General features: G+C 46.6%; 25 protein-coding genes. 8 read left to right on the top strand and 17 right to left on the bottom strand.

Features of this window, described 5'->3' with window-relative positions:
• Window positions 1-36: 36 nt before the first annotated feature.
• From EYO21_09475 to EYO21_09460, 4 genes are all read right to left on the bottom strand, one after another.
• Window positions 37-249 (bottom strand): zinc ribbon domain-containing protein, encoded by a 213-nt coding sequence (locus tag EYO21_09475; protein ID HIB04035.1) that lies wholly within the window; start codon window positions 247-249, stop codon window positions 37-39.
• Between the two features lie 76 nt (window positions 250-325).
• A complete protein-coding gene (locus tag EYO21_09470) occupies window positions 326-1,621 on the bottom strand; it encodes an aspartate aminotransferase family protein (protein ID HIB04034.1) in 1,296 nt (431 codons plus the stop codon).
• 21 nt (window positions 1,622-1,642) lie between these two features.
• The gene (locus EYO21_09465; protein HIB04033.1) at window positions 1,643-2,779 is read right to left on the bottom strand and encodes a threonine synthase; all 1,137 of its coding nucleotides are present in this window, start codon (window positions 2,777-2,779) and stop codon (window positions 1,643-1,645) included.
• A 3-nt stretch (window positions 2,780-2,782) separates the two neighbouring features.
• Window positions 2,783-3,775: a DUF1028 domain-containing protein gene (locus EYO21_09460; GenBank protein HIB04032.1), complete on the bottom strand. Its 993-nt coding sequence runs from the start codon at window positions 3,773-3,775 to the stop codon at window positions 2,783-2,785.
• A 111-nt stretch (window positions 3,776-3,886) separates the two neighbouring features.
• Here EYO21_09460 and EYO21_09455 point away from each other — a divergent pair, with 111 nt between their 5' ends.
• The gene (locus EYO21_09455; GenBank protein HIB04031.1) at window positions 3,887-5,023 is read left to right on the top strand and encodes an aminotransferase class V-fold PLP-dependent enzyme; all 1,137 of its coding nucleotides are present in this window, start codon (window positions 3,887-3,889) and stop codon (window positions 5,021-5,023) included.
• 7 nt (window positions 5,024-5,030) lie between these two features.
• Here the strand turns inward: EYO21_09455 and EYO21_09450 are convergent, their stop codons facing one another.
• From EYO21_09450 to EYO21_09420, 7 genes are all read right to left on the bottom strand, one after another.
• The gene (locus tag EYO21_09450; protein ID HIB04030.1) at window positions 5,031-5,969 is read right to left on the bottom strand and encodes a hypothetical protein; all 939 of its coding nucleotides are present in this window, start codon (window positions 5,967-5,969) and stop codon (window positions 5,031-5,033) included.
• A complete protein-coding gene (locus EYO21_09445; protein HIB04029.1) occupies window positions 5,966-7,327 on the bottom strand; it encodes an amino acid permease in 1,362 nt (453 codons plus the stop codon). The genes EYO21_09450 and EYO21_09445 overlap by 4 nt, the downstream gene beginning before the upstream one ends.
• Window positions 7,324-7,905, bottom strand: coding sequence for a hypothetical protein (locus EYO21_09440; GenBank protein HIB04028.1), 582 nt, complete (start codon window positions 7,903-7,905; stop codon window positions 7,324-7,326). Before EYO21_09440 ends, EYO21_09445 begins: the two co-directional genes overlap by 4 nt.
• Window positions 7,906-7,952: 47 nt before the next feature.
• Window positions 7,953-8,846 carry a diacylglycerol kinase family lipid kinase gene (locus EYO21_09435; GenBank protein HIB04027.1) on the bottom strand — a complete coding sequence of 298 codons (894 nt, stop codon included), beginning with the start codon at window positions 8,844-8,846 and terminating at the stop codon, window positions 7,953-7,955.
• Window positions 8,847-8,960: 114 nt separating this feature from the next.
• Window positions 8,961-9,749: a hypothetical protein gene (locus tag EYO21_09430; protein ID HIB04026.1), complete on the bottom strand. Its 789-nt coding sequence runs from the start codon at window positions 9,747-9,749 to the stop codon at window positions 8,961-8,963.
• Window positions 9,746-10,813, bottom strand: coding sequence for a hypothetical protein (locus EYO21_09425; protein ID HIB04025.1), 1,068 nt, complete (start codon window positions 10,811-10,813; stop codon window positions 9,746-9,748). Before EYO21_09425 ends, EYO21_09430 begins: the two co-directional genes overlap by 4 nt.
• Window positions 10,813-11,463: a hypothetical protein gene (locus EYO21_09420; GenBank protein HIB04024.1), complete on the bottom strand. Its 651-nt coding sequence runs from the start codon at window positions 11,461-11,463 to the stop codon at window positions 10,813-10,815. Before EYO21_09420 ends, EYO21_09425 begins: the two co-directional genes overlap by 1 nt.
• A gap of 219 nt (window positions 11,464-11,682) precedes the next feature.
• Here EYO21_09420 and EYO21_09415 point away from each other — a divergent pair, with 219 nt between their 5' ends.
• The 3 genes from EYO21_09415 to EYO21_09405 all read left to right on the top strand — a co-directional run bounded on the left by EYO21_09415 (window position 11,683) and on the right by EYO21_09405 (window position 13,788).
• Window positions 11,683-12,078, top strand: a complete 396-nt coding sequence (locus tag EYO21_09415; GenBank protein ID HIB04023.1) for a hypothetical protein — start codon at window positions 11,683-11,685, stop codon at window positions 12,076-12,078.
• Window positions 12,079-12,168: 90 nt separating this feature from the next.
• A complete protein-coding gene (locus EYO21_09410; GenBank protein HIB04022.1) occupies window positions 12,169-12,744 on the top strand; it encodes a hypothetical protein in 576 nt (191 codons plus the stop codon).
• A 39-nt stretch (window positions 12,745-12,783) separates the two neighbouring features.
• Window positions 12,784-13,788, top strand: a complete 1,005-nt coding sequence (locus EYO21_09405; GenBank protein ID HIB04021.1) for a hypothetical protein — start codon at window positions 12,784-12,786, stop codon at window positions 13,786-13,788.
• Between the two features lie 28 nt (window positions 13,789-13,816).
• Here the strand turns inward: EYO21_09405 and EYO21_09400 are convergent, their stop codons facing one another.
• The 3 genes from EYO21_09400 to EYO21_09390 all read right to left on the bottom strand — a co-directional run bounded on the left by EYO21_09400 (window position 13,817) and on the right by EYO21_09390 (window position 18,348).
• Complete coding sequence (locus EYO21_09400; GenBank protein ID HIB04020.1) at window positions 13,817-15,478, bottom strand: NAD-dependent malic enzyme; 1,662 nt, start codon at window positions 15,476-15,478, stop codon at window positions 13,817-13,819.
• 158 nt (window positions 15,479-15,636) lie between these two features.
• Window positions 15,637-16,551, bottom strand: coding sequence for a 2-oxoacid:ferredoxin oxidoreductase subunit beta (locus EYO21_09395; GenBank protein HIB04019.1), 915 nt, complete (start codon window positions 16,549-16,551; stop codon window positions 15,637-15,639).
• 12 nt (window positions 16,552-16,563) lie between these two features.
• Entirely contained in the window at window positions 16,564-18,348 is a 1,785-nt protein-coding gene (locus EYO21_09390; protein HIB04018.1) for a 2-oxoacid:acceptor oxidoreductase subunit alpha, read from the bottom strand.
• A gap of 558 nt (window positions 18,349-18,906) precedes the next feature.
• On the opposite strand from EYO21_09390, the gene EYO21_09385 reads away from it, so the two are divergent.
• Window positions 18,907-19,164 (top strand): hypothetical protein, encoded by a 258-nt coding sequence (locus EYO21_09385; protein HIB04017.1) that lies wholly within the window; start codon window positions 18,907-18,909, stop codon window positions 19,162-19,164.
• Window positions 19,165-19,167: 3 nt separating this feature from the next.
• A complete protein-coding gene (locus tag EYO21_09380; GenBank protein ID HIB04016.1) occupies window positions 19,168-19,734 on the top strand; it encodes an NADH-quinone oxidoreductase subunit B in 567 nt (188 codons plus the stop codon).
• 61 nt (window positions 19,735-19,795) lie between these two features.
• Here the strand turns inward: EYO21_09380 and EYO21_09375 are convergent, their stop codons facing one another.
• Window positions 19,796-20,104, bottom strand: a complete 309-nt coding sequence (locus EYO21_09375) for a DUF4430 domain-containing protein (GenBank protein HIB04015.1) — start codon at window positions 20,102-20,104, stop codon at window positions 19,796-19,798.
• A 3-nt stretch (window positions 20,105-20,107) separates the two neighbouring features.
• On the bottom strand, window positions 20,108-20,785 hold the full coding sequence (locus tag EYO21_09370; GenBank protein ID HIB04014.1) for a dienelactone hydrolase family protein: 678 nt from the start codon (window positions 20,783-20,785) through the stop codon (window positions 20,108-20,110).
• An 89-nt stretch (window positions 20,786-20,874) separates the two neighbouring features.
• Here EYO21_09370 and EYO21_09365 point away from each other — a divergent pair, with 89 nt between their 5' ends.
• Together EYO21_09365 and EYO21_09360 are read left to right on the top strand one after the other, a co-directional pair.
• Window positions 20,875-22,269, top strand: a complete 1,395-nt coding sequence (locus EYO21_09365) for a hypothetical protein (protein ID HIB04013.1) — start codon at window positions 20,875-20,877, stop codon at window positions 22,267-22,269.
• Window positions 22,270-22,273: 4 nt separating this feature from the next.
• Complete coding sequence (locus EYO21_09360) at window positions 22,274-22,999, top strand: gamma-glutamyl-gamma-aminobutyrate hydrolase family protein (protein HIB04012.1); 726 nt, start codon at window positions 22,274-22,276, stop codon at window positions 22,997-22,999.
• Window positions 23,000-23,038: 39 nt separating this feature from the next.
• Here the strand turns inward: EYO21_09360 and EYO21_09355 are convergent, their stop codons facing one another.
• Complete coding sequence (locus EYO21_09355) at window positions 23,039-24,577, bottom strand: gamma-glutamyltransferase (protein ID HIB04011.1); 1,539 nt, start codon at window positions 24,575-24,577, stop codon at window positions 23,039-23,041.
• Window positions 24,578-24,754 lie beyond the last annotated feature (177 nt).

Raw genomic sequence — 24,754 nt, 5'->3', positions numbered from 1 at the left:
GAGGTCAAATATCCCCGACCGGGGGCTGTGCTAAGCTCAAGAAAAACCCGTCCCCTGTTTTTCTCCACAGGGACACGCCTCAGATGACATGGGAGCGGCTGACCCTGCCAGCGGTGCGGGGGCACTCATCAGTTTTTCTGGCGTCTCGGCATTACAAATGGGGCACACCTTAGGTTCATCACCAGAAGAAAAAACAAGCTCCTCGTAGGTGTGATCGCATCTGGCGCATTTGTAATCGAACATCGGCATAGCTACACTAAAAGTTTACACAGCGTCTACGGCTGTTTTCAAGCTCTGGTTTGCTTTTTGGTACCCATAATTCACATTATACCTCTATGGCTTTAAATGAATCATCCATAATTCCAACAGCTTCTTCCACTTCTACTTTTGTGATGATAAGCGGCGGTGATATTCTTATGGAATTCCCGTAAAGTCCACCTCGACCGATAAAAAGTCCTCGCTTCTTTGTCTCTTCCATCAATTGGTCGGTCGCTGCAACGTTGGGTGTCCTGTCACCTGCCGTTTCATCCATCACAAGTTCTATCCCCTGCATGAGGCCCTTTCCACGCACTTCCCCTATGACCTTTGGATATTTTTCTTTAAGTCCCTCAAGCCCATCCCGGAGAATTTTGCCCATTTCCGCCGAATTACCTTTCAGATTATCTCTTTCTATAATATCAATGGTGGCATTTGCCGCAGCACAGCTTACCGGGCTCCCGCCAAAGGTGGAAATGGTATTCTTGGTAAGTGTGCTTGCGATCTCTTGGGTGGTAACCACAGCAGCCAGTGGCATGCCGTTGGCTATCCCCTTAGCAACGGTGATCATGTCAGGCTCCACGCCGTAGTGCTCAATACCCCACCGTTTCCCGGTGCGGCCGAAACCTGTCTGCACCTCATCTGAGATGAAAACACCACCGTAATTCCGGACAATCTCCGCCACGATCTTGAAATATTCGTCAGGCGGTGTAATAAACCCGCCTACACCCATAATAGGTTCAGCCAGGATGCCGGCAACCTGTCCTGTGGTGGTGGTGCGGATCAACTCATCAACGTCTTCCGCACAGGCGACACCGCACTCCGGGTAAGTGAGCTTCAGCGGACATCTATAACAGTAAGGCGCCACGGCATGTTTTACAGCGGAGACCTGGGTCGGTAGGGCACGCCACGATGCATGAGCCGTGAGGGATTGGGCCAAAAGAGAACGTCCCGAATAACCGTGCCTCAGTGCTATCAGTTCTGAGTTCCCAGTATAAAGCTGAGCCATCATGACGGCTGTTTCATCAGCTTCCGTTCCGGAAGCATTGAGAAATACCTTCTCAAGGTTCCCCGGGGCGATCCTAGCCAACCGCTCGGCCAACTCCACCACCGGCACTGTGGGGTACAAAGAAGATATATGTGTCAAATGATTTACCTGAGCAATAACAGCGTCATTCACCTCTTCATTGGCATGCCCCACAGAAACAGTCAGTATGCCACCGAAAAAATCCAAATAAGAATTACCATCCATATCTGAGACACGGGTTCCCTTAGCCTCCGTTATCACGACAGGTTCTTGGTAAAAATTCTTTACAGCTTCAAAAAGGTGTTTCTTGTGTTTATCACGTACTTCCTGACTGTTCATACTGCTATCCTCATATTTTGATCAAACATATCTCTCAGCGGCGCCCGTGATGGGAATCACCACCTTCTCACCTTCCTTTATCCATCCTGTTTCAACCAAAGTTTTAAATCCGAGCCATGACACACCATCCTCACAGGAACCATCTACACCGGACAGTTCATTAACCTCATGTGACGCCTCCATAATCTGAGCTTCATCTACCATAAGAGCTATCCCGCCGCTGTCCCACAGCGTCTTTAATATCCATGCACCTCCTAAAGGAGAGGGGACATTCAGACCAAGCGCTCCTGTATGACTCTTCTCCCACAGGTCATTTTCCTGAAGCCCTTCATCAAATGCCTTCACGATAGGGGCGCACCCATCAGATTGGACCACCACCATGCGCGGCCTGTCTGTCTCTTTTTGATCCAGCCAGTCAAGATCAATCATTTCATTGAACGCTTTCCACATACCAATGAGGCCTGTGCCGCCTCCAGTGGGATAAACTACAACATTCGGCAGTCTCCAGTCCAGTTGCTCTGCAATCTCGTATCCCATGGTCTTTTTACCTTCAACCCTGAAAGGTTCCTTCAGCGTGGAAAGGTCAAACCATTCTTTTTTCATCTCTTCACGCATCTTACTGGCGGCTTGGGCGATAGTTCTTCCTCCCAGCCGCAAGTCAGCACCATATTCTTCCGTCGCATCAATGAAGGGAGTAGGTATCGTCTCAGGCAAGAAAACATGGCATGCGATCCCCGCAGCTTGGCAATAGGCCGAGGCGCTTACGCCTGCGTTTCCTGCTGATGGTAGACACACCTCAGATATACCATTTCCCCGGGCGTGTGAAACTGCCATGGACATACCCCTATCTTTGAAAGATCCTGTGGGATTGACACTTTCATCCTTGAAAAAGATTGTTACACCATCATAATCAACGCCATCAGTTGTGGGCGTCCATCCTTCCCCCAGTGTCACTATATGATCATCATCTATGGGGGCCAACACATCTCTATATTTCCAGAGCGTCTTATTATCAGAATCGAGATCACTTCTTTTCGGTGGGGTATTCTCCCAATCGAAAACAACCTCAAGTGGTTTACCACAGGCACAGGCGGTTTGAACACCTTCTAGAGGTGATTCCTCTCCACACCAAGTACACTGATAAGTTATCTTCGGCACGCGCTACTGGTTCAAAATTCGCTTAATAAGTTTCTTATCATCAGGCAAAAGTCCAGACCGCACCAGTCTGGGCGTAAAACGTTTCCATCTTTCATCACGCTGGAAAATAGATCTAAATATGGGGAGTGCTTTCTCAACTTCACCACTGCTGGCCAACGTAACGGCTGTCCAGAAAGGCAGTTCAAGGTTCTCTGGGTAAAAATTGGTCGCGGCTTCATACTCTTTAAGTGCTCCCGTAATATCATTTTTCTCCATGAGGAAATCACCTCTGTTTGCATGCTGGTAAGCACGATGAATGCGAATGAGTCGCCTAAGTTGTCTTAAGGGATTGGCATGGTCATCTATTCGCAAGTCAAGAACAACATCTTTCCATTGAACACCGGTCGGTTCGCCAGCAACGATAAGCATTGCCGCGGATTGCTTACCGCGAATGTCACCACCTTCAGCCTCAGCAGCCTCCAGCGCAGCCATCATGCGGTCTGCAAGGTCGCCTTGAGTGTTTTCAAAAGCTCTAGCCATTGCCGGCCAGACAGTCTCTTTCTCCATCATGTTAGCCTGCACAGAATAAGTCTTACCGATCTGATGCCCAGCAGCCTGAATACACTTATCCCCAGTGTGCACTGCGACATTCCCGTTTATGTCAATCATCGCGACTTGGCGTAAGGCCTCCCCATCATCTTCTGCCAATAATTCCTTTAATGCTTTATTCGCTGTGTATCCATTTTTCATCCGTTCCAGCCCATCAGGTCCATAATCAGCTTTCACAAAAGATTGCGTCGCCACAGCACCCACGCCCGCTTGTGCCCAAGGAACCAATGAACCTACAGAAAACCAGTGGCTTTGGACAGCCACTCCGAACTCCCCGGTCTCGGGGTCGAAAGCAATAACGGAATATGTTGACACAGGCCTGTAGTGTGACGCCTCGGTAGCCAAAAGATGCGTTGAAAGACCTACAAGCCATAACACGGAAAAAAGAGTAAGTATTTTTTGATTGATCATTACCGTCTCTCCCTCTGAATTTCCCAGAAGTTACCAAGGTGTGATCAGTTTTTCCGTTGCATCTTTAGATCAGCCACCACAAGATTTGCCGCCGTTTAATACAAAATCATGTTACTACCCAACCAGCATCATCTCTTTGATATCCCTGATGACGTAACTTATCTCAACTGCGCCTATATCTCACCCTCTCTGAAGTCCGTTACTGAGGCCGGGCGCCGGGGAATGGGGAAAAAATCTCAACCGTGGTCCATAACCCCTCCAGACTTTTTTAAGGAATCGGAGGAGGCCCGGAGTCTTTTCTCCCAGATCATAGGCTCCTTTTCGGAAGACATTGCTATCATACCCGCTGTCAGTTACGGAATTGCCATAGCTGCCTTAAATCTGCCCATAAAGAAAGATGAAAATGTGGTAGTATTGGAAGAACAGTTTCCATCCAACTATTATGTATGGTCAGAAAATGTTAAACGTGCGAACGGAGAGCTGGTTGTCGTTAAGCGTCCGGCGGAAGGGTCAATCACTTCAGCTATCCTAACAGCAATCAGTGAAAAGACAGCCGTGGTGGCCTTGCCCAACTGTCACTGGACAGACGGGGCCGTTATCGATCTCATAAAAATAAGCGAAAAGTGTCGACAGTCCGGTTCAGCCCTCGTTCTTGATCTAGCTCAATCCGCTGGTGCCATGCCCTTCTCTGTTAAGGAGATTGATCCCGACTTCGTTATTGCTCCCTGCTACAAATGGCTTCTTGGGCCTTATTCACTGGGGTTCCTCTATGTTGCACCGAGACGGCAAAGTTGCGATCCTCTAGAGCACAACTGGATCGACCGCGCTAATAGTGAAGACTTTGCCGGTCTTGTTAATTACCGGGATGAATTTCAACCCGGGGCCAGAAAATTTGATGTGGGAGAACGAAGCAACTTTGCCCTTATGCCCATGGCTGTGGCAGCGTTGAAGCAACTGCTTGAATGGGATGTAGAAAATGTAAGTGAGACGCTGGCTGCTTTCACCGAAACCATCGCGCTTCGAGCTACTAAATTGGGCCTTAATGTGGTGCCGGCTAATGAACGAGCATCACACCTTATGGGCATTCGTTTTCTGGATGGTGTGCCTAAAGGACTTTTAGAGAAACTGGCGGAAAGAAAGGTTTATGTCAGCGTGAGAGGAAATTCAGTGAGGGTTTCACCTCATTTATATAACACCGATGACGATGCATACCGCCTGTTTGACGCCCTTTCAGCCGTTTTGTAAACTAAGCTCAGCCTAATAAAACTGGGCAGGTCATGCAGTGGGCACCACCGTTTCCCTGCCACATTTCATCAGCAGAAAAGCTCTCCAAGACTATCCCATACTTTGCCATTTCTTCTCCAATTCTTGTAGTACCTGCGAAGCCGATGGTACGCTCTGACCGTTTCGTCACCACTATGTTCAACATCCCCATTTCCCTTTCCTGAAGATTGGTGGCAATACAGTCGAATCCCCGCTCATCCAGTAATTCCCGAAACATAACATTCCTGAAACCCGAACTACCGTCCTCATAAAGCCGACAAGGGAAGACATCAAACATAGGTTCATAGATGACACAAAGCTTTTCATCGAGTACCATGAACAGGCCATCAATATGTACATTCCCATGAGGTAGGGGTACTTCAAGAAAATATTTTACATCCTTGCCCATGATCAGCTCTCTCAATGCCCGAGTCCCTGTTTCGTTGGCCCGGTCGCAGAGGGATGCCACTACCATGTCGTCACCAATGAGTGTCACACCACCACCTTCCAGAAATCCGGGCTGATCAATGCGCCCGAGTATAGGGACACCCAATCTTTCAAGAGCCCGTCCAACAATCCACTGATCTCCCCACCGCCCCTTCAAATGGGGTCCCATGAGTATCGCCCCGCTACAAAAAACAGAAGCGAGATCACGAGTATAGGTCATATTTGGTCGGTGACAGATGTAAGACATGGCGTCATCATCACTCTTCAAAACATCTGTCAGAAGAATTGTCTCCACCCCGTGGCTTTGGAACAGTTCCAGCATACCGTTGTAATCAGCAACAAACTTGTCTCTCTCCACGGGGCGCTGAAAGTGGAACTCTTCAAGGGTGTCATCCGTCACTTTTTGCAGTTCCTCCCCCGGTCGATGCATAAGGACCCGTTTCATTGTACCGTATGCCGTGGCAACACCGAACTCTTTCATTTCTTTCTCCTTTCAAGCCAGTAATAAACAGGAACCCCAGTCGCCGATAGGGCCACACCCATCAAAGTATCACCCGGACGATAAACAAGGGCACTGATGAGAAATCCTGCAATTGTGACAATATAGATAATGGGTATAACGGGAAATCCAAAAGACTTGAATTTCTCACCATCATTACCCCGGGCAAATTTAAAGACGGAAGCCACCAGCAAGATGTTGAACAGATGGTTGGGCACCACAAAAAAGTTCACAATCCTGCTGAAAGATTGAAAAAAGACCAAAGCTATAACAGCCGTAACGCAGCTCATCAAAATGGCTCCTAATGGCGCTTGTGAGCCTGATGAAACAGTGGCCAGAAGGTGGAATAATCTCCCCACTATTCCCCCTCTCTTTGCCTCCTCACTGTACTGAATGCCCGCGGCGAAAAGCAGACGTGGGAATGTCATCACCAGTCCGCCAAGAGCACCAAGGATGGATATCATCATCAACAGGCTAATAAATTTCCCCCCTGCGCTCCCAAATGTTTTTTCAGCCACCACTACAGCTGCCAATGATTCACTTCCTGCCATTTCATGAAGAGGCACAACCCTCAGGTAAGCATAGTTTGTAAGCAGATACACTATAATTATAAGAACCAGACCCAGAGTAAGCCCCAGCGGTAAATTTTTTTTCGGATCCCTTACTTCTCCAGCAGCATGCATAATATCCACCCAACCGTCATAGGTGAAAAGGACAGCACCTATACCAAGTCCGATGAGGCGAAAAAATCCCCAAATCCCTTCAGAGAAACTAGCGACAGCCATATCTGCCGTTGATGTGGAGTGAGCTCCCTCCACCAAGAAAAGGCTTCCGGCAACAAGCACTAGCAGTGCTGATATTTTTATTATAGTCAGAACAATTTGGGTTCTGCCACCCCATTTAACGCCTAAAAGGTTGATCCCTGTAAAAACGACAATAGCCACTACACCCCACGCTACAGGCGAAAGAGAGATTGCGGATGCAAGAATATCAGAACAAAACTTCCCAAAGAGGATTGCCACCGCTGCCACAGAGCCAGGCCCTGACACCCACACATTCTGCCACAGTTTCACAAATCCCAAGAGCTCGCCGAAACTTTTCCGGATGATATGATAGTCCGCGCCTGATCGCGGAAGAGCAGCACCCAACTGCCCTACGGTCATAACCCCCGTCAGTGTAATAACACCACACAGCCCCCAGAAAAGATATATCTGCCAAGTGGCCTGGGCAATGGGAGCAAGTTCCTGAGGGGTATAAAAAATGCCGGAGCCCATCATATCCCCGGCAACTACGGCCATAACGGCCACCAGCCCCAGCTGGCGGCGTAATTCTTTGGTCATTTTTTCCTTATTTTATCTCTCACTGCGGTGGCAGATTTTTTAATGAACTCTTTGAGTCGCTTTGGACGTTCCGGCCAGATGGCATTTTGAACCGTAGTTTTCCGCTCTTTCATGGAAAGTTCTGACAGTTCATAGCCTGTCACATTGTCCACAATTTCCATCTTCCAGTCATAGCCAGCCAGTAATCCCATCATCGTTACCATCTTAATTGCAATCTTGGTGATAAGCTCTTCTCCGCTGTCCATATTTTCTGGTCTTGGACCAAACAGTTTCAATGAACCCAGCTCTTCGTAAGAAAGCCACCATAATATGATATTGCCCATCATGAAGCCAGCGCCATAACCAACAAAAGTACCGCCAGTCATACCCACAGCTCGGGTTTTCCAAGGCGCTCGAACTTTTTTCTCTTCTACATACCTCAACTCATCAATCTTTTCAATATCAAAAGTTTGAACATCAGTTATCGGTTTGCCCAGCTGCGTAGCCAGCAGTATTTCATCTTGCAATTCCTTGAAAGAAAGGTCTCGAACAGTATCTCCTGATGCAAGCACAAGTTCCCAGTCCTGGGCTGGAAGCACTCCGCTGCTTAAGACAAAAGAAAAAAGAAAAAAATGATATTTATTCATCAGGCAAATACAGAAAATGCTGACGGAATCATCCGAACGGAGAATGGTGTGGAACCTTTCAATTCACCATCAAGATTAAGAATCTCATCTTCCGCCGGTGTGATTGAAAATTCTTTTACTTGGTGATACTCCACAATAGGATCATCAATATGAGATCCGTCAAAAACCTTCGGAAACATCTGCAGAAGTTTAAGACGGCCGGCATTTCTTACCAGAACGAGATCTATGAGTCCGTCATTGAGTTCAGCCTTGGGAGCCATTTTCATACCACGACCTGTGTGCTGTGTATTGCACGCAATTGTGAATAGGAAATCGTCATCAATCTCCTCTTTTTCTATGACCAGTTTTGCTGAACGTCGCTTCAGCTTCATCACGTGGAGAAGTGTTGTAACATTATATCTTTGTTCACCAAGCCACCGCAATTTTTCGGCGCTCATATTGATATCGGTTACCATTCCCCACCCTACAATATTCATGCAGTAAACCTTCTCTTCGGGCATCTCAACTTCAGCCACATCGATTGGTGTAGTGCCCCCGGAAACAATTCGTCTAGCAGCCTCCACAGGATCGAGGCATTCCATGTCATACATAAATGAGTTCCCCGTCCCGCCCGGGATGTAGCCAAGAGGAACTTGCTTTCCATCAGTCCTTGTAAGCAGGCCGTTTATGATTTCATGAAACGTCCCGTCGCCGCCGATATGACAGAAACCTGTGATACCTTCAAGATCGATTTTGCAAGCAATCTCTGTGGCGTGGCCGGCATATTCTGTCTCTCGAATATCAAGATCAGCACCAACCTCCCTAAAAAGAGGCTCTACCTGTTTAAGAATCTCCAGTCCCCGCTTGGTCCCCCCTTGAGGATTAACAAGAATAATAAATCTATTGGAAGACATAGTGTTCTCTAACCGTTCAGTTTTTGGCGAATATAGCCGTGCCTGTTGGTTTCGCCACGTCCTTTGTCCGAAGGAAAGCTTAGTTGCAAGATATCAGGAACTCGGTCTTGGTATTTACCATCCCCATTGTACATCAAATAGGGGAAATAGATGCCATTGGATACCAAAAGGATAGTGACCGTAAACAATTTTGTAGCCAAGAGAAATTCGGATACGGTCATTGCCGCTCCAAAGAAACAGTGATTTGTGTTCAAGAAAAAAATCGCTCTCCGAGCCCGGCAGAAGTTGAACATCCACATCCAAGAGATATTGCAATCGCTTTGTTAGAGCTCGTATGAGATCAGCGCCGACATTTAAGCCGTAACCATTATAAAGCACAGCTATCCTTGGGTAGACCAAAGGCAGATCGACTGTTGTCCTTTTGTCCCAATCCCCTGAAGCAATCGCTAGTGCCATGCCAAATTTTCCCGTTAACTGCATCCCATTACCAAGATGACGCGTGATCAACACTTCGTTTCTTGAAGAAAAGGCAACAGGAATCTCAGAAATATCCGGATCTCCGGAGATAATTCCGCCTACGTCCATATCCGCAAGTGTACTATTCCCGAAACCTTTCAACCTTAGCTTACGCAGAAGTGGTGTGGGATATACCAAGCTGTGGCGTGTCGATACCATTCCAAAATCACTACGACCCCAATACTTCTTTACTTGCACGTTGGGTATGATTAAAAAGGAGATCGGATGGACAGACCATTCCAACTCCTCTGTTTGCCCGTATTTCAATGGCTGAAAGACCCCTATCTCCCAGCGCCCAGCAGGTATGGTCACGGCCGTACCGCCTGACCAGACCTGGGCTTTTGGTAGACTAAACAATAAAAGGAGGGAAAATATGGTACGTCTCATTGGGTCAACAAAAATTCTGCGCTCACAGGCGCATGATCAGAAAAATTGAACATGTCCTGGTGGGTTGTACCAGTGGTGTTTGCCCAACCGCCGTTTGTGAAAATATAATCAATTTTCTTGTCCCACCACTCCGTCCCTGAGCGATTGTGGGTGAAATAGGAAGAATTGTCCATTAAATAATCGTTCAGAGCCACTGCTGGTGTGTAGTCACCATATAAAGAAGTGAGCCAGTCTTGTTCCGTGGTATAATCCAGACCATCTCCGCATTGATCTGAGGTTTCACCAGGACATCTGTCCTCATCACAATATTCTGTTTTCTCCGAACCCGGTGGAACCGTGTTGAAATCACCTCCACCAACAAATGTGGCCCCAATGCCATTAAGCTCATCCAATTCAGACTTGAAGAGCTTTACATGTTTCTCTTTTGTATCGTCCGTGGAGAAAGCCGCTGCGTGTATATTCACCGCCCAAAAGTTGTCATGTCCCGGAACCTCAATCTTACATTTGATAATGTTCCTCCGGGGCCAAAAATATTGTGTCAGAGCACTCTGGTCACCACGGAGTGCCATCTGGATTCTCTCGGCATCATTAATCTCCCAACGAGAGAGAATCACATTTCCCAGATCCATTCGACCAAGTCCATCGCTTGGAATAAACTGGCTTTTTTGAATAGGAGCATAGACACCATAGTTCAGTTCTGTATGATCGAGAAACCACTGTATCTGATCTATGTAAGCAGAGCGCTTAGAATTTCTATCCACTTCCTGGAGCAACAGAATGTCTGCTCCGATCTCACCCATCTCCCTGGCTATGGTCTCCAGATTTTCAACGACCTCTTTCTCGGTAAGTAGTACACGATCACCGCATGAATCGAGATACCAGTCAATTCGGCCCGCACCGAAACGGATATTCCAAGTAACTACTGTAAACGAAACAATTCTGTAAGGTGGCGTTGTTATTTTAGCGGCTTGATAATAGACCGCCTCTTCCAAATCTTCGAATTGTGTCACCAGCGGCTCACAACTCAGAAGAAAAAGAGCGGTTAGACATATGTTAACACGCATCAAGATATATAGTCTCTCAGTTTTTCAAATAGTTTATGGGTCGCTTTCACATCCTCCATGGCGTATTGCTTTATTCCTTCCAAGTTTCTCTCTTTAAAAGCCTTTCCTACTGTTGCACCTGTCACCTTTCCTTCCTTTGGCGAAGGGATGCCGAAAGAACGGCATGCAATATCAAAACTGACTCGACCCCGGAAATCCCAATTAGCAAGAAACTGCATAAGATCAATATGGCTTTTATAACTAAACCGGCGAAGATCAGTGAATTTTTGATTTGTAATCTTGGTTCCGTGATGGGCTGCGCGAATGATTAAAAAAGGGATGTCGAATCCGAGACCGTTGTAGTGCACAAACCGCACCGATTGAGCTGATTCGTGGTTCACCACATCAAAGAATCTTTCCAAGGTATCGTGTTCATTAGACTCGCAGATGACATTATCCCGATGTGTCCCATCACCTTTGAGCCAACGCATGCCGACACAAACCACTTCCCCGAAAAAAGGGGACGTGGAACGAATCAATGACTCAGCCTCTGCCGGATCACCTCCACTCTGTTCAAGTCGTCTCTCCGTCCGCTTAGCCACTTCTGCCTCAACCATATCGTCCAGTCCCTTTCTGGGAACGGTTTCAATATCCATTATGAGATAACTCACTGTTTACTCTTTCTTTTTCATTTTTTTGGTGATGATCCTATTTCCATTAAGCCGAAATCAAATTTCCACACATTCCCGGCAATATTCAACCTTCTGTTCTGAATTAAAGTAACCATAATGAGAGTAGATGTTTCTCATGGTTGAAACTTTTTCATTATTGAGATTGTTCAGAGATGTAACTTTTAATGAAACTGACCCTTCTTGAAAGGAGACACTCAAATGGATAAAATCACTGCTTTTGCTTTCACCACATTGTTTTTGTTCGGTTGTGCAGCGAACAAACCGCAAACAGACAGGCTTACACTGGGAACTATTCAAAAATCCGTGTATGAAGGTGCAAATCAGGCTGAAATAATGGAAACGATGGGTGCGCCGAATATTATAACCAAGGATTCAGACGGCAAAGAAGTCTGGACTTATGATAGAATATCCAGGGAGGCACAAGCAAGCAGTGGCATGGTGGTGTCTTGGTGGAACCCCATCAGCTGGTTGGGCGGTATTGCATCAGGAACCGCCTCAAGATCCTCCACTACCTCCAAGTCGATTACAGTGTTAATCACCTTCAATGACAACAAGCAGGTGGCTAACTTTAAATATCAGCGTTTAGAATTTTAACTCTTGAACCGTTTTCGTAATCCTACAAGTCCAATACAAAAAGGTTTTGGGCTTGCCCTAAGGTTTTACCTCATAACCTTTCTTAGCTGTGTGGCCCCAAGACTACCAGCTCCTCCCACTACTGTAGCCCGCGCTATGGAGACACGAACCTATACTGCTGATAGGCAGAAAATTTTGAAATCTTCCGTAAATGTCCTGCAGGATCTCAGTTACACAGTGGATGTCATCAATATTGAGTTTGGCCTTCTGACTGCCAGCAGAACAACTCAAGAACAACAGGCACGCTTATCGGAAGATGAAGAGGTTATACCATCCATGCCCACATGGAAAAAAGTTGTTCTTACTGTTGGGGGTGTGTTTCTAATAATTGGAATCTTGAGCTTGCTGTTCGGTGGGAAAGATGGCGATAAGAAGGACAGGGATAATAAAACGCATGTTATTCATCATGGCGGTAATGATAAAAGCCCTGATGGCCCAAAAATTCACCGTTATCGAATAACGGTGAACCTTGATGAGGCAAACAATAATGAAATAAGTGTCCGTGTCAGTGCGCAAGGTGAAACGGAGCAGGATGGAAAAATTTTACAAACCGGTGGTGTACATGAGCCTGAGTTCTTCCAACGATTTTTCGCCAGTCTTGATAAGTCACTTTTCCTGGAAGAGTAACGTTTCTGATTCCTTTTGACTCATCTTAACTTCAGAGTCATGATAAGACAAACCTGCATACTCATCTTTTGCCTGGCCGTCTTCCCGGCCGAAGGGAAAAAAGTCAATATAAAACTTGCGACACTTGCTGGTCACGGTTCTCCGTGGGATCTTCGATTGCGTGAGATGGGTCAAAATTGGCGCGATGAATCTAACGGTGAGGTTAAGCTCACTATCTATCCTGGGGGTGTTGCAGGTGATGAATCAGCGGTCATCCGCAAAATGCGTATCGGCCAACTCAACGCAGCATCCTTATCTACCAGTGGCCTCGCTTACATCGTGCCAGAATTTGCTGCTGTCACTCACATCCCTCTGCTTTACAACTCCGATGAAGAAAAAGATTACGTTCGTGAAAAGTTGAGCCCTGAACTGATTCAAAAACTTGAAAAAAAAGGATATGCATTCATTCACTGGGGTGAGGTGGGCTGGGTACGCTATTTTGCTCAATCACCGGTTAGAGTTCCCAACGATTTGAAGAAGCATAAATTATTCGTATGGGCTGATGAAGGAACTGATATTGAAATGTACAAAACTCTCGGCCTGAGCCCTGTACCTCTTGCCGCAACTGATCTCACCATAGCGCTTCAGACCAGCATGGTTACCGCATTCAGTACAACCCCCTTACTCGCTCTTGGGAATCAGTGGTTCGCAGGCGCAAAACATATGACAGACGTGAAGTGGGCGCCTCTGATGGGTGCCACGATTATACAGAAAAAAGTGTGGGACCAAATCCCGCCCAATATACAGGAGCTTATACTAACCGCTTCCAAGGAAGCCGAAATTGAATTGACCGAGGAGATTCGCAAACTGGATGACAAAGCGGTAGAAGTGATGTCCGAGTACGGTCTCATTGCTCACAAAATTACAGATGAAGAATATGCCGAGTGGGAAGCAATAGTAAAGACGGTCTACCCCTACATTCGCGGGAGGATTGTCCCTGAGGAAGCCTTCGATAGGGTTGTTCGGCTAAGAGACGATTTCAGGGCTAACCGTTTGTCAAATTAGCTGCTTACCACTCTTCTTTCTTTCCCAATTAATCTATATAGGATTCGTAGTGAGGTGAATACATCGTTTCTTCTATGTGTCGTTCAAGATCGTCCGGGCAAGGTTGTGATGCTAAATTAGAATTGTAAACTTCTTGAGCAACGGCTACTGCAATCCGTTTGGAAACATCCCTAATCTCTGCGAGTGCCGGATAGACCGTCCCCCTTTCAAGATTTTCTTCCTTCACCGTGTTCGCCAGTGCGTGGGCCGCCACAAGAAAAATTTCATCTGAAACACGGGTAGCACCGCTGGCAACAACCCCCAATCCCACGCCAGGGAAAACATAGGCGTTATTGCCCTGTCCCGGATGGTAAGTTTTTCCATTCAATCTTACGTTTTCAAAAGGACTTCCGCTGGCAAAAATGGCTTTGCCCTCGGACCAACTATATGCTTCTTCAGCAGTGCATTCCGATTTTGAGGTAGGGTTAGACAGAGAAAAAATTATTGGCCTGTCATTCTCTTTAGCCATATTACGAACCATTTTTTCTTCAAATACGCCCCCGACTCCTGACACACCAATCACAATGGTCGGTTTTAGTTTCTCAACAGCCGCAGAGAAGTTAGTTTCAGCATCAGCTTTCTGAGCATACTTCATATTTGCTTCAGACAAATCTTCTCGATCAACTGTAACAAGACCATTGGAATCGAATAAGTATACTTTTTTTCTAGCCGCCTTTTCATCTATCCCAGAGTTCGTCATTTCCCTGCCTAGAATATCAGCAATGCCTATGGCAGCTGAACCTGCACCGCAAAACAGGATTCTCTGCTTATCCAAGGATGAGTTCGTAATGCGCATGGCGGACAACAGTCCAGCCAAAACCACACCAGCAGTTCCCTGGATATCATCATTAAAGGTGCAATAATGTTTTCGATATTTTATCAGCAACCTGTAAGCATTCTGGTTTGCAAAATCTTCAAACTGGATCAGAACATTAGGGAAAACATGGGTTGCTGCATCCATGAATTCATCCAGAAGAGCATCGTATTCATCACCAACAATTCTTTTGTGACGCAACCCGATATAAAGCGGATCCTCCAAAAGTTCTTCATTGTTTGTACCTACGTCAATGGTGATCGGTAATGTTCTGTCTGGATGAATCCCAGCACACACTGTATAGAGAGACAATTTTCCAACCGGGATACCCATTCCCTCGGCACCTAGATCTCCCAATCCCAGAATGCGTTCCCCATCTGTGATAACAATGACATCCACGTTCCTATGAGGCCAGTTACACAATATTTTTTCTATACAACCCTTATCATTTAAAGAAATATAAAGTCCTCTGGGACGGCGGAATATATGGCCGTATTCCTGACAGGCCCACCCTACAGTAGGCGTATAAATTATCGGCATGAATTCTTCTATTTCATCTATTACTAAGCGGTAAAACAACGCTTCGTTCCGATCTTGAAGCGATGTTAGATAAATATATTTGTCTAGATCGGTTTTCTGAACTCTTACGCTCGCAAGAACTTTGATTTTCTGTTCTTCCTGCGTCAGGATATGAGGAGGCAGCAGCCCTTCTAGCTGAAGAAGTTCTCTCTCTTTGGCTGTGAACGCTGTCCCTTTGTTTAAAAGGGGGTTATGTAAAAGTTCGATTCCTTTGGGAAAAGATATATCAGATGAAGATTTGTTCGATTTATTCTTCAATCTTCTCAATTCTGGCCAAATCTTGAAACAGACGCCTCTTCGAAAGTCTTTCTTCTTGGGTGGCTTGTAAAAGTTCGTCCAGATTCACATCTTTGTCAAAATATTCGGTGGAGCCTCCTTCCGTTTTTGGTAAATAAAAAAATTGATTCGTTCTTGAGTTACATCATCTCCTTGAGGATTTTATCCGACTGCTCCTTAGTAAGACCCAGCTCACGGAAACAAATTGGACCACCTTCGTTCAGTACAGGTTCTAAATCATTAAGTGTGGGCTTCTTCTCAACTTGAAAGAACTTTCCATAATAAATCTTCTTCCCCCAGACCAGGGCTTGTTCACAAGCAGCCTTCCAATCATGGAAATCATGTCCTTCATCTTCCAATTTTTTAACCCGCGGTTTAAACCAAGCGTAGGTATTATCCTTATTAAAGGTGACACATGGACTAAAGACATCTACCAATGAAAACCCTTTATGTTGGATTGCCTGGCACAGCAGGTCTGTCAGCCCTTTAGGATCAGCACTATAACCTCTAGCAACAAAGGTTGCGCCGTTCATAATGGCTGCGGTAATTGGATTCAATGGTGTTTCGAGATTACCAAAGGGAGTACTCTTTGTTTTCATGCCGAACTCGCTGGTTGGTGAAGTCTGCCCCACGGTAAGCCCGTAAATCTGGTTGTTCATAACAATGTAAGTAAGATCAACATTCCTGCGTGCAAGATGAGTAAGGTGGTTTCCCCCAATACCATAGCCATCTCCATCTCCGCCGGTAACAATCACCGTAAGCTCATGGTTGGCCAGCTTTGCACCGGTCGCAAAAGGAAGCGCGCGGCCGTGGAGAGTGTGCATTCCGTAAGAGTTAAAAAAACCAGGGAAATTAGAGGAGCAGCCAATTCCGCTGACAGTAAGAATCTCGTGGGGATGCAGCTCTAGATCAACACAGGCCTTCTGAAGAGAACTTAAGACCCCAAAATCGCCGCACCCAGGACACCAATCCGGATCGACCTTTCCGTTGAAATCCTTGGCCTTTAATTTTTTGACAGGTCTTTCTACATCTTGTACTGCTGTGTCAGTTACCATGAGATAATCTCCTTAAACCATTATTTTATGTTCTGGAACAAAGACTTCAGTCTCTCCATCCAATATCTCTTTTACACCATTTGTAACCTGATGGGGCATAAAAGGCTCGCCGTCATACTTGCGAATGTGAGTATCTACATTCAGTCCTGTCTCACTACGCATATAGCGATAAAACTGGCCAGAATAGTTGTTTTCAACCATAATCACTTTCTTACAGTTGGAAAGGATTTCCATAATTTCTTTAACGTGGAAAGGGACAATCCACTTGATCGGTAGGTGGTTGGCGGTAATGCCTTCGGTTTTCAACTGTTCGACAGCTTCATGTATAACGCCGTAGGTGGATCCCCATCCGACCAGTGTTACGTCGGCCTCTTTCGGCCCTTCTATTTCCGGCGCTGCGACGTGCTCGAATATATCCTGCATTTTACGACCGCGTTTCTCGACCATCATCCGACGTTTGACTGGGTTCGTAAATTCATCGCTGATCAGGACACCATCCTCGTCTTGCTCATCGGTTGCCATTACATGGACGTAGCCCTTGAGTCCCGGCACAGCACGTGGTGAGATTCCACTTTCAGTGTTTTTGTAGCGGAGATATTCGTCGCCATTAGTGGAGTGCTTGGTAATCAATTCACCTAGGTCAATATTGGGATGGAAATTGATGTCGTTAGGATCCACGCTTGACCTTCCTTCAGAAATCAACAAATCGGAAATAATAATACCGGGGCACTGATAGCGATCCACCAAGTTGAACAGCTCTGGGACGGTGTTAAAAGCATCCAAAGCATCTTTAGGAGCAACAATTATTCTTGGGAAATCCCCCTGGCTTGCACCCAGCATCTGCCACAAATCCCCCTGTTCGGTCTTGGTTGGGACTCCGGTAGATGGTCCGGCTCGCTGTACATTGATCATTACGACCGGAATTTCCATCATCCCTGCACTGCCAACTGCCTCCGTCATCAGGGCAAAACCGCCCCCGGATGTCGCACACATGGCTCTGGTACCAGTAGCCGCTGCACCAATGGCCATGGTCGCAACTCCAATTTCGTCTTCAACCTGTCGAACCATGATGCCTAGGTCACGAGCATACTTGGCCATCCAGTGGAGTACGCCTGTGGCGGGACTCATGGGGTAGGCAGCGTAGAACTTGACACCTGCGCAAGCCCCACCCATTGCCAAAGCTTCATTCCCGGACCACCAAGCCTGGGGTTTTTCACCCTCCGGTATCGCTTCCGAGCAAGGCGTAAAGTTTGCGACTGCATAGTCGCACGCAGCTCGGGCAACTCCAATGTTCTCATCTACCACTGTCTGGCCTTTCCGAACAAACTGTTTAGTGAGAATATTTTCCAAGATTCCAAAATCTAGTCCGAGAATGTGCATGCAGACACCAAGAGCCCCCGTATTCTGCACTAGCTTGTTGCGGTTGTTGTCACTTAACTCCTTAACGGGTATTCCGCACAACTGAACACCATCCTGAGCCTCGCCCGGCTTAATGGTATCGCTGTTGTAGATGACCCAACTCCCCGGCTCCATGTGTTTCAGATGCCGGTCCATCGTGTCTTGATTCAAGCATACTAACAGGTCAGTTTTATCGCCGTGGTTATAAACCTTTTCCGTCGATACACGAAAAGTTAGGAAAATATGGCCACCACGAATAATGGACTGGTAAGCATTATAGGTGTAAAGGTGGAGTCCTCGACGGACAAAAATCCAAGCAAATACATCACCCGGTGCAGCAATCCCCTGTCCTGCAGCACCGCCGATGGAAATGACAAAATCATATTTATCTGAGTTCATTACAAACCTTTTTCATGGTTGTTGAGAAAACAATTGGGATATTCGCAAGCCGTTCGAGAGATGTTAGTTTCATTCCAAGCAATCATTACATTACTATCTGCTATAGTTTTAGTTTGTTTCGTCATAACACTGTTCTTAACCCCAATTTAATGGACGTGAATATAGTCACATGATTCTATTTATTATACCTGTCTCGGTATCAATTTAAACCTGTTATCTATAATTTTTGCCGAAGAATTAATTGACTGTTAGAACTCCAGTGTCTCCTCACCTACAAGCATAGTTTTATACTACCACACCTCTTCTTTTGTCCAGTCCGAACTGTAGGCGTAATCCCTAATAATGATGCCCGTATCGGCAGATAGACTGGAGTTCGAGACTACAGCATGATTGATACAATTGCAAATAACGGTATAAAATCGACACTTTGTTTAGCATTCCTTAATGGTGTCTTTAGTCTTGTCACAACACTTTAAGCGAAAGAGATTTGCCAAAAAAGAGACCATGTATAAATTCACAGTCGATTAAAGTTTAGCAATCAATCCGAGGGATATCCTGATGAGTAAAGAAAAAGAGAGAAAATCTTATCGCTACCTGGTGACCCTCCGATGGTATGTAGAGACAGATGAAGAGCTGGTGGCGGGCGGTGATGAAACTAACAACAAAATATTAGATATTGTGAGGCACCGAACAAACGGAACAACCTCTTGTTCAACGTGCCCCACACGGAATCAACAGGGTTACGCCATTCTCCCCCATCACGACTTCATGGGCGAAAAACCAGTTTACATGACAGCTCAGCAAATTAAGGAATAAAAAATGACTTTAGATCAGGCAGGCAATAAAAGCGGACTGGGCGACATTATTGTAGCACCGTTGAACAAATTGGTAAACTGGGCAAGGGCGACATCGCCCTGGTACTTCCAGTTCGGTCTTGCATGCTGCGCAATCGAGATGATGGCTACCGCCGCTTCCCGTCACGATTTGGATAGGATCGGTATGGTGCCTAGGTCATCACCAAGACAGGCTGATGTGATGATAGTTGCCGGAACCGTCACCATGAAAATGGCTCTTCGTGTCAAACGACTATATGAGCAGATGGCCGACCCCAAGTACGTTGTTTCCATGGGTAGCTGCGCTACCAGTGGTGGCCCCTACTGGCAGTACGGTTATCATGTACTTAAAGGTGTTGATCTTGTGGTGCCGGTAGATGTTTATGTCCCTGGATGTCCGCCAAGACCTGAATCTCTCATTGAAGGTCTCTTGAAACTTCAGGAGCAGATTCTCAAGGAAACGACATTGAAAGACACAATCTCCAAGAATATTCGAGAACTGTTTTCCAAGCAGGTCAAAGGCAGTAAAAAAATAGCATCCACAGAAGCCTGACTACCCCTCCCTCGCATAAAGGAGAGACCTTCACTAAAGAAACCGCCAAAGCGCGGTTTTTTTATGTCTGGAGTTTTGGCGGCTCAGGGTCAATTCCAAACCACCATATAATAAGATCACCTTTTCCCGGTATAGTCTTGGAGGCCGGCTTTGGGATTTTTGTATTTCCCACCGCGTACCTCCAGAACTCGGAGTCAGAATTTTGCAGCCCGTCAATGGATGTAATCATTCCCCGATGTACAGAATCATCTGCTACAAGAACCTCATGTTCAACTTTCAGTAGATCGAGAACAGAAGACTCTCCATCCCCCTCAATGATGATGACACGAGCGTGGAACGATTCCCGCTGGCTGTCCAGCAAGTTTTTCAAAGGTTACAGATTCTCACCAAAGAAAGTTGTTACTTTCTCCCAAGCATCGGTGGCGGCTTGCACATCGTAAACATCCGGCCGGGAGTCGTTAAAAAAAGCGTGGTTTACACCTGGATAGATGTGGAAATCCGGCTCGTGACCTTGTGACTCTAGCAATACTTTCAGTTCATCTACATTCCCAGGAGTCACAAACTCATCATTCTCAGCAAAAATTCCCAACACCGGTGCCGCCAGATTCTTAAAGTCTGGCTGGATGTTCGGGTGAATACCATAGAAATCAATACAGGCACCGATCTGTGGATTCGCACAGGCGGCAAAGAGAGATAGCTGTCCCCCCATACAGAAACCGATCGTACCAACCTTATCACTGGAAACTGAATTGTGATCTACAAGAAACTTTACAGCACCAGCAAGATCCTTCTCCGTTTCCCCAATGTTTAGGGCCATCATAAGCCTCCCGGCATCATCGGGTTGAGTTGTTGATTCTCCGTGATAGAGATCTGGAGCCAAAGCAGTAAAGCCACTGTTTGCAAAACGATCCGCTACATCCTTGATATGATCAACCAAACCCCACCATTCTTGAAGAACAATGACAGCCGGGCCGCCCCCGGAATCGGGAACCGAAAGATAGCCGTCACAGGTCCGGCCATTGGCTTGAAAAGAGACCAATGTTCCGCTCATAATTAATTCTCCTTAGAAATATCAATTAAAAACTTTTGATGTTTCTTGCTGTGGTAATGAAAGTACTAAACAGATAAACTTATGGCAAGGTGCATCACCAACTTTTACTTGTCTCCAGTCACCAGAAAAGAGTAATCTCCATTATTGACCCAGCCACTTCGTTTCTCATGTCACCCTTTGAATTAAACTCGGAAGTAAAAAAGGTGATCACCTCACAGTTGCGATCCATGAGTGATCTCTGCGTCGGACTAGAGGTGGAGAATCTCATCTACGATCACGAAATGAAGAGAATTCCCGTCAATCCGGGCACCTCTATTTCTACATCAGATTTGAAAGTTCGCCTTGAAGATAAGAACTCTGAAAAGGGTATCGCCCCGATCCTCTCCATCGAACCGGGTGGCCAGATGGAGTACGCCTCAGAGCCCCACAGGTTTCTTCGCGATCTGGGTAATGAATGGAAAACTTATATAGCAAATCTTCTTCACATCTCTGAAGAGGAAAATCTCATAGTGTCCGATCTTGCGCTGGAGCCTGTTGTCCCCGCCGGTGATATAACTATTATAAATCACATGAAATACAAACTAATGCACGAACGGTTTACCGAGACTGGAACGCACGGTCACGAAATGATGCTCAACACAGCCAGCGTCCAGATCAACCTGGACTATACTTCCCTGGAAGAGGCGGAAAGGTTGGCCTTTGTATCCGATTGTCTTCACCCGTTCATTGCACTTATTTTTGCAAACGCCCCTTTTTACAGAGGTGAACCTACAGGCAGCCGGAACATGCGAGAGATCATTTGGCGGAATACGGACCCCATCAGGAGCAACTGCCTATTTGATCACGGCATAAAATCGCCTGATGGCCTAGTGGACAACTTTATAACCTATGTTCTTAACACTCCCACCCTTTTCACATTTGAAAAAGATGGCTCAATAGGCACCTATGACGGGACCCTGGGAAGGTGGCTCGACTCTCTTGGCAGCCGCGGTGAACTAGAGTCGGGTGACGTCATGACAGCTCTGCACCAGATATTTACACAGGTTCGTTTTAAACATGTTCTTGAGATCCGTGGCCCAGACCGCCCCCCTTTTGGCTATGAACTGGTACCCGCTGCTTTTTTCCAGGGGATACTTCGTTCACCAGATTCGCTTGAAAAAGTTATGGGGATTTGCGCAAAATGGTCCGATGAAGATCGGCAACAGCTGAATGCAATGGCGCAGACGCTCGATTTATCCTATGAGGTCGCGGGACAAACATTGCGGGCATGGTGTGAACAGTTTTTATCCTTTGCTTTGGAAGGGTTGGCTGACAATAGAGAAAAGCAATTTCTAGCACTTTTTGCTGAAGAGTTTTTATCGGTAGGGCCTTTTTCTCTCTCAACTCAGGCATCATTTGAAAAGTCTGGGAAAAGTGTGGAACAGTTCCTGAAAGACCGGTGGGAAGAGCAAAAAGATCTGTTAAAAGAGATAACAAAGCCATGAAGATATAAAAGTGAGAATTAATCCTTTAATCGGCATTGCACCGGGATACTTCGTTAAGGAGAATGCCTATTGGCACATGACGAGAGAAACATATAGTCAGAGCATCTGGAAAGCGGATGGCGTCCCACTTCTTCTCACTTATCCCGAAAAAGAACACCACGTTTCCAATATTGCCGATCAACTAAACGGGTTGATTCTGACCGGTGGTCCTGATCTCCCCATCAAAATCTATGGTGGTGCTCCATACGATTTGAAGGGTGAGGAGCCCATGCACCCCGCTCGAGTTTCCTTCGACCGGAAGATTTTCGACGCATTCGCTAAGAGGAACAAGCCGATCCTCGCCATCTGTGCCGGGATCCAACTCATCAATGTCATGAACGGCGGCACACTTTACGAAGATGTCCCTTCGCAACTTAAAGGTGCACTGGATCACGGTGATTACAAAGGTCCAGTGGTGAATCATGCTATTGAAATTCACCAGTCAAGTCTTCTCAGGAATGTTCTGGGAAGCAACACGCCTACAGTGAACAGCACTCACCACCAGGGCATTCGTGACCTTGGGAAAAACCTCACACCAGTGGCGTATGCTCCTGATGGTCTTATCGAGGCTGTCGAATCCGTTAACGGAGAAGCAAAATTCCTCGCCATCCAGTGGCATCCTGAACAGATGCAGCACGATGAAATACAGATGAAGCTGTTTAAATGGCTGGTGGAAGAAGCTGCCGACTAATCAGGCGAGGAAAAGCACTCTTTCAATCAAATATCGTGATTATACAGTTGCCGCAGCCCCGCCACGGCGAGGATCACCGGCACCTCCGTAGGATGTCACAGAATTGGCACCACCGAAATATAGATTCATCTCATTCCATTGATGAATCTCAAAAAAATCTGTCAGCTTTCTCAGTTGTACTTCATTCACACCTGGCTCCACTTGTAACGTGTCCCCCTCTACATGAATCCGCGGCGCCACAACGGCTTCCTTTATCTCCATGCCACCGCAGAGAACATTGGTAATCACCTGAACAATTGCCGAACGAATCCTGTTACTCCCTGCACTGCCCGTTACCATGACAGGCACACCATCTTTCGTCACAATGGTAGGGGCCACCATGGATGGTAGGCGGTCCCCGGGTTTATGAAGATGAAACCCATGAGGGTTTAAATCCTCCTCGCCCAACATATTGTTCAACATAAAGCCAAGACCCGGCAGTATATAACCACACCCTTCACCGTTTGTGGTGGTAACGCTGGCGGCATTCCCCTCCGTGTCCAAAATGCTAACCTGCGTAGTGGCACCTCGGGAGGTGGGTTCTTGGTTATTGTCTCCCCTCGGCCGTTTTGTCGGGAAGTCCTCAACATACGTCTGGAAGTCCTTGTCCATGCAAAAACGGGAGCGGCCGCTCATAACAGTTCCCTCAGGAAGTTTGTTCCGCCGCGCCTCATTAGTCATCGACAGGGCTAAGGCCACATCTTTCAATTCGATTGACGACCCCGCGGAAAGAATCACCTGCTCCAGAAGACAGAACGTAAAATCGACAAGAATGCCGCTCATAGCAGGTGGTGGATTGAGATAGACCTTGTGGCCGAAAAAATTAGTAGTAATAGGTGTCCTCTCCTTCACTTCATACTGCTCCAAATCTGCTTTCCTCAAGAAGCCTTCTTCTCCTACCCATTCTACAATCCTGTCAGCCACTTCACCTTTATACATCAGATCAACCCCCTCACAGGCCAAACCATCCAGGAAATCAGCCAAGTCGGGAATGGCCAATCTGTCACCAGTTTGAAGCAGTCTTTCATCAGGTGAAAAAAGTCTTCTACCCGCTGTTTCATAATTAAGAATGGGTGCCAGAATCTTTACTAGATAAGCTTGCGCGTCAGAAAGAACCGTCCCTTCTTTAGCTGCGCGGATGGCAGGAGCCATTAGATCCTTTCTCTTTAGCTTTCCCAGCCCTTTGTGAACGTGGAGGAGACCTGCCGCTGTTCCGGGCACTGCAATGGACCCTTTTCCTATGTGGAACTGCTGTTGCTCCGGGCCAAAGTCAACCTCAATATCAAAAAACTCCATCTGTTTTGGTTCAATCACGCCGCTCGGCATGTCAACAAAAAAGTCGAACAGGATCGGCTTGCTACCAGACGGATAGGCCATAAAATGCCCGCCGCCGCCTAGACTGGTGAGACACGGTTCTGCCGTCATTGATGTAAACACCGCTGCTACAGCTGCATCGTATGCATTGCCACCTAGCCATAGAATTTCCTTGGCTGCTTCCACGGTAGTCTTGTCACCTGCTGCTATGATGTTTTTATCCACAGAGTTGCTTTCTTAGTAAGGTCAAAGCTACAAACTAAGCCCTGTCAGAATTGGTGTCAAAGAAATTAGGTGTTGAGGTAGAAGTGCCAATTGCGAAATTTTAGCTACTACAAACAGCTTGGCCGACGTATTATTACCGGCTGCCAATGAGGTGCTCTCCAATTTAGCCTCAGGGAT

Source organism: Candidatus Neomarinimicrobiota bacterium (assembly GCA_012964825.1).
Taxonomy (GTDB): Bacteria; Fidelibacterota; Marinisomatia; order Marinisomatales; family S15-B10; genus UBA2125.
This window is presented reverse-complemented; position numbering and strand designations above follow the sequence as displayed.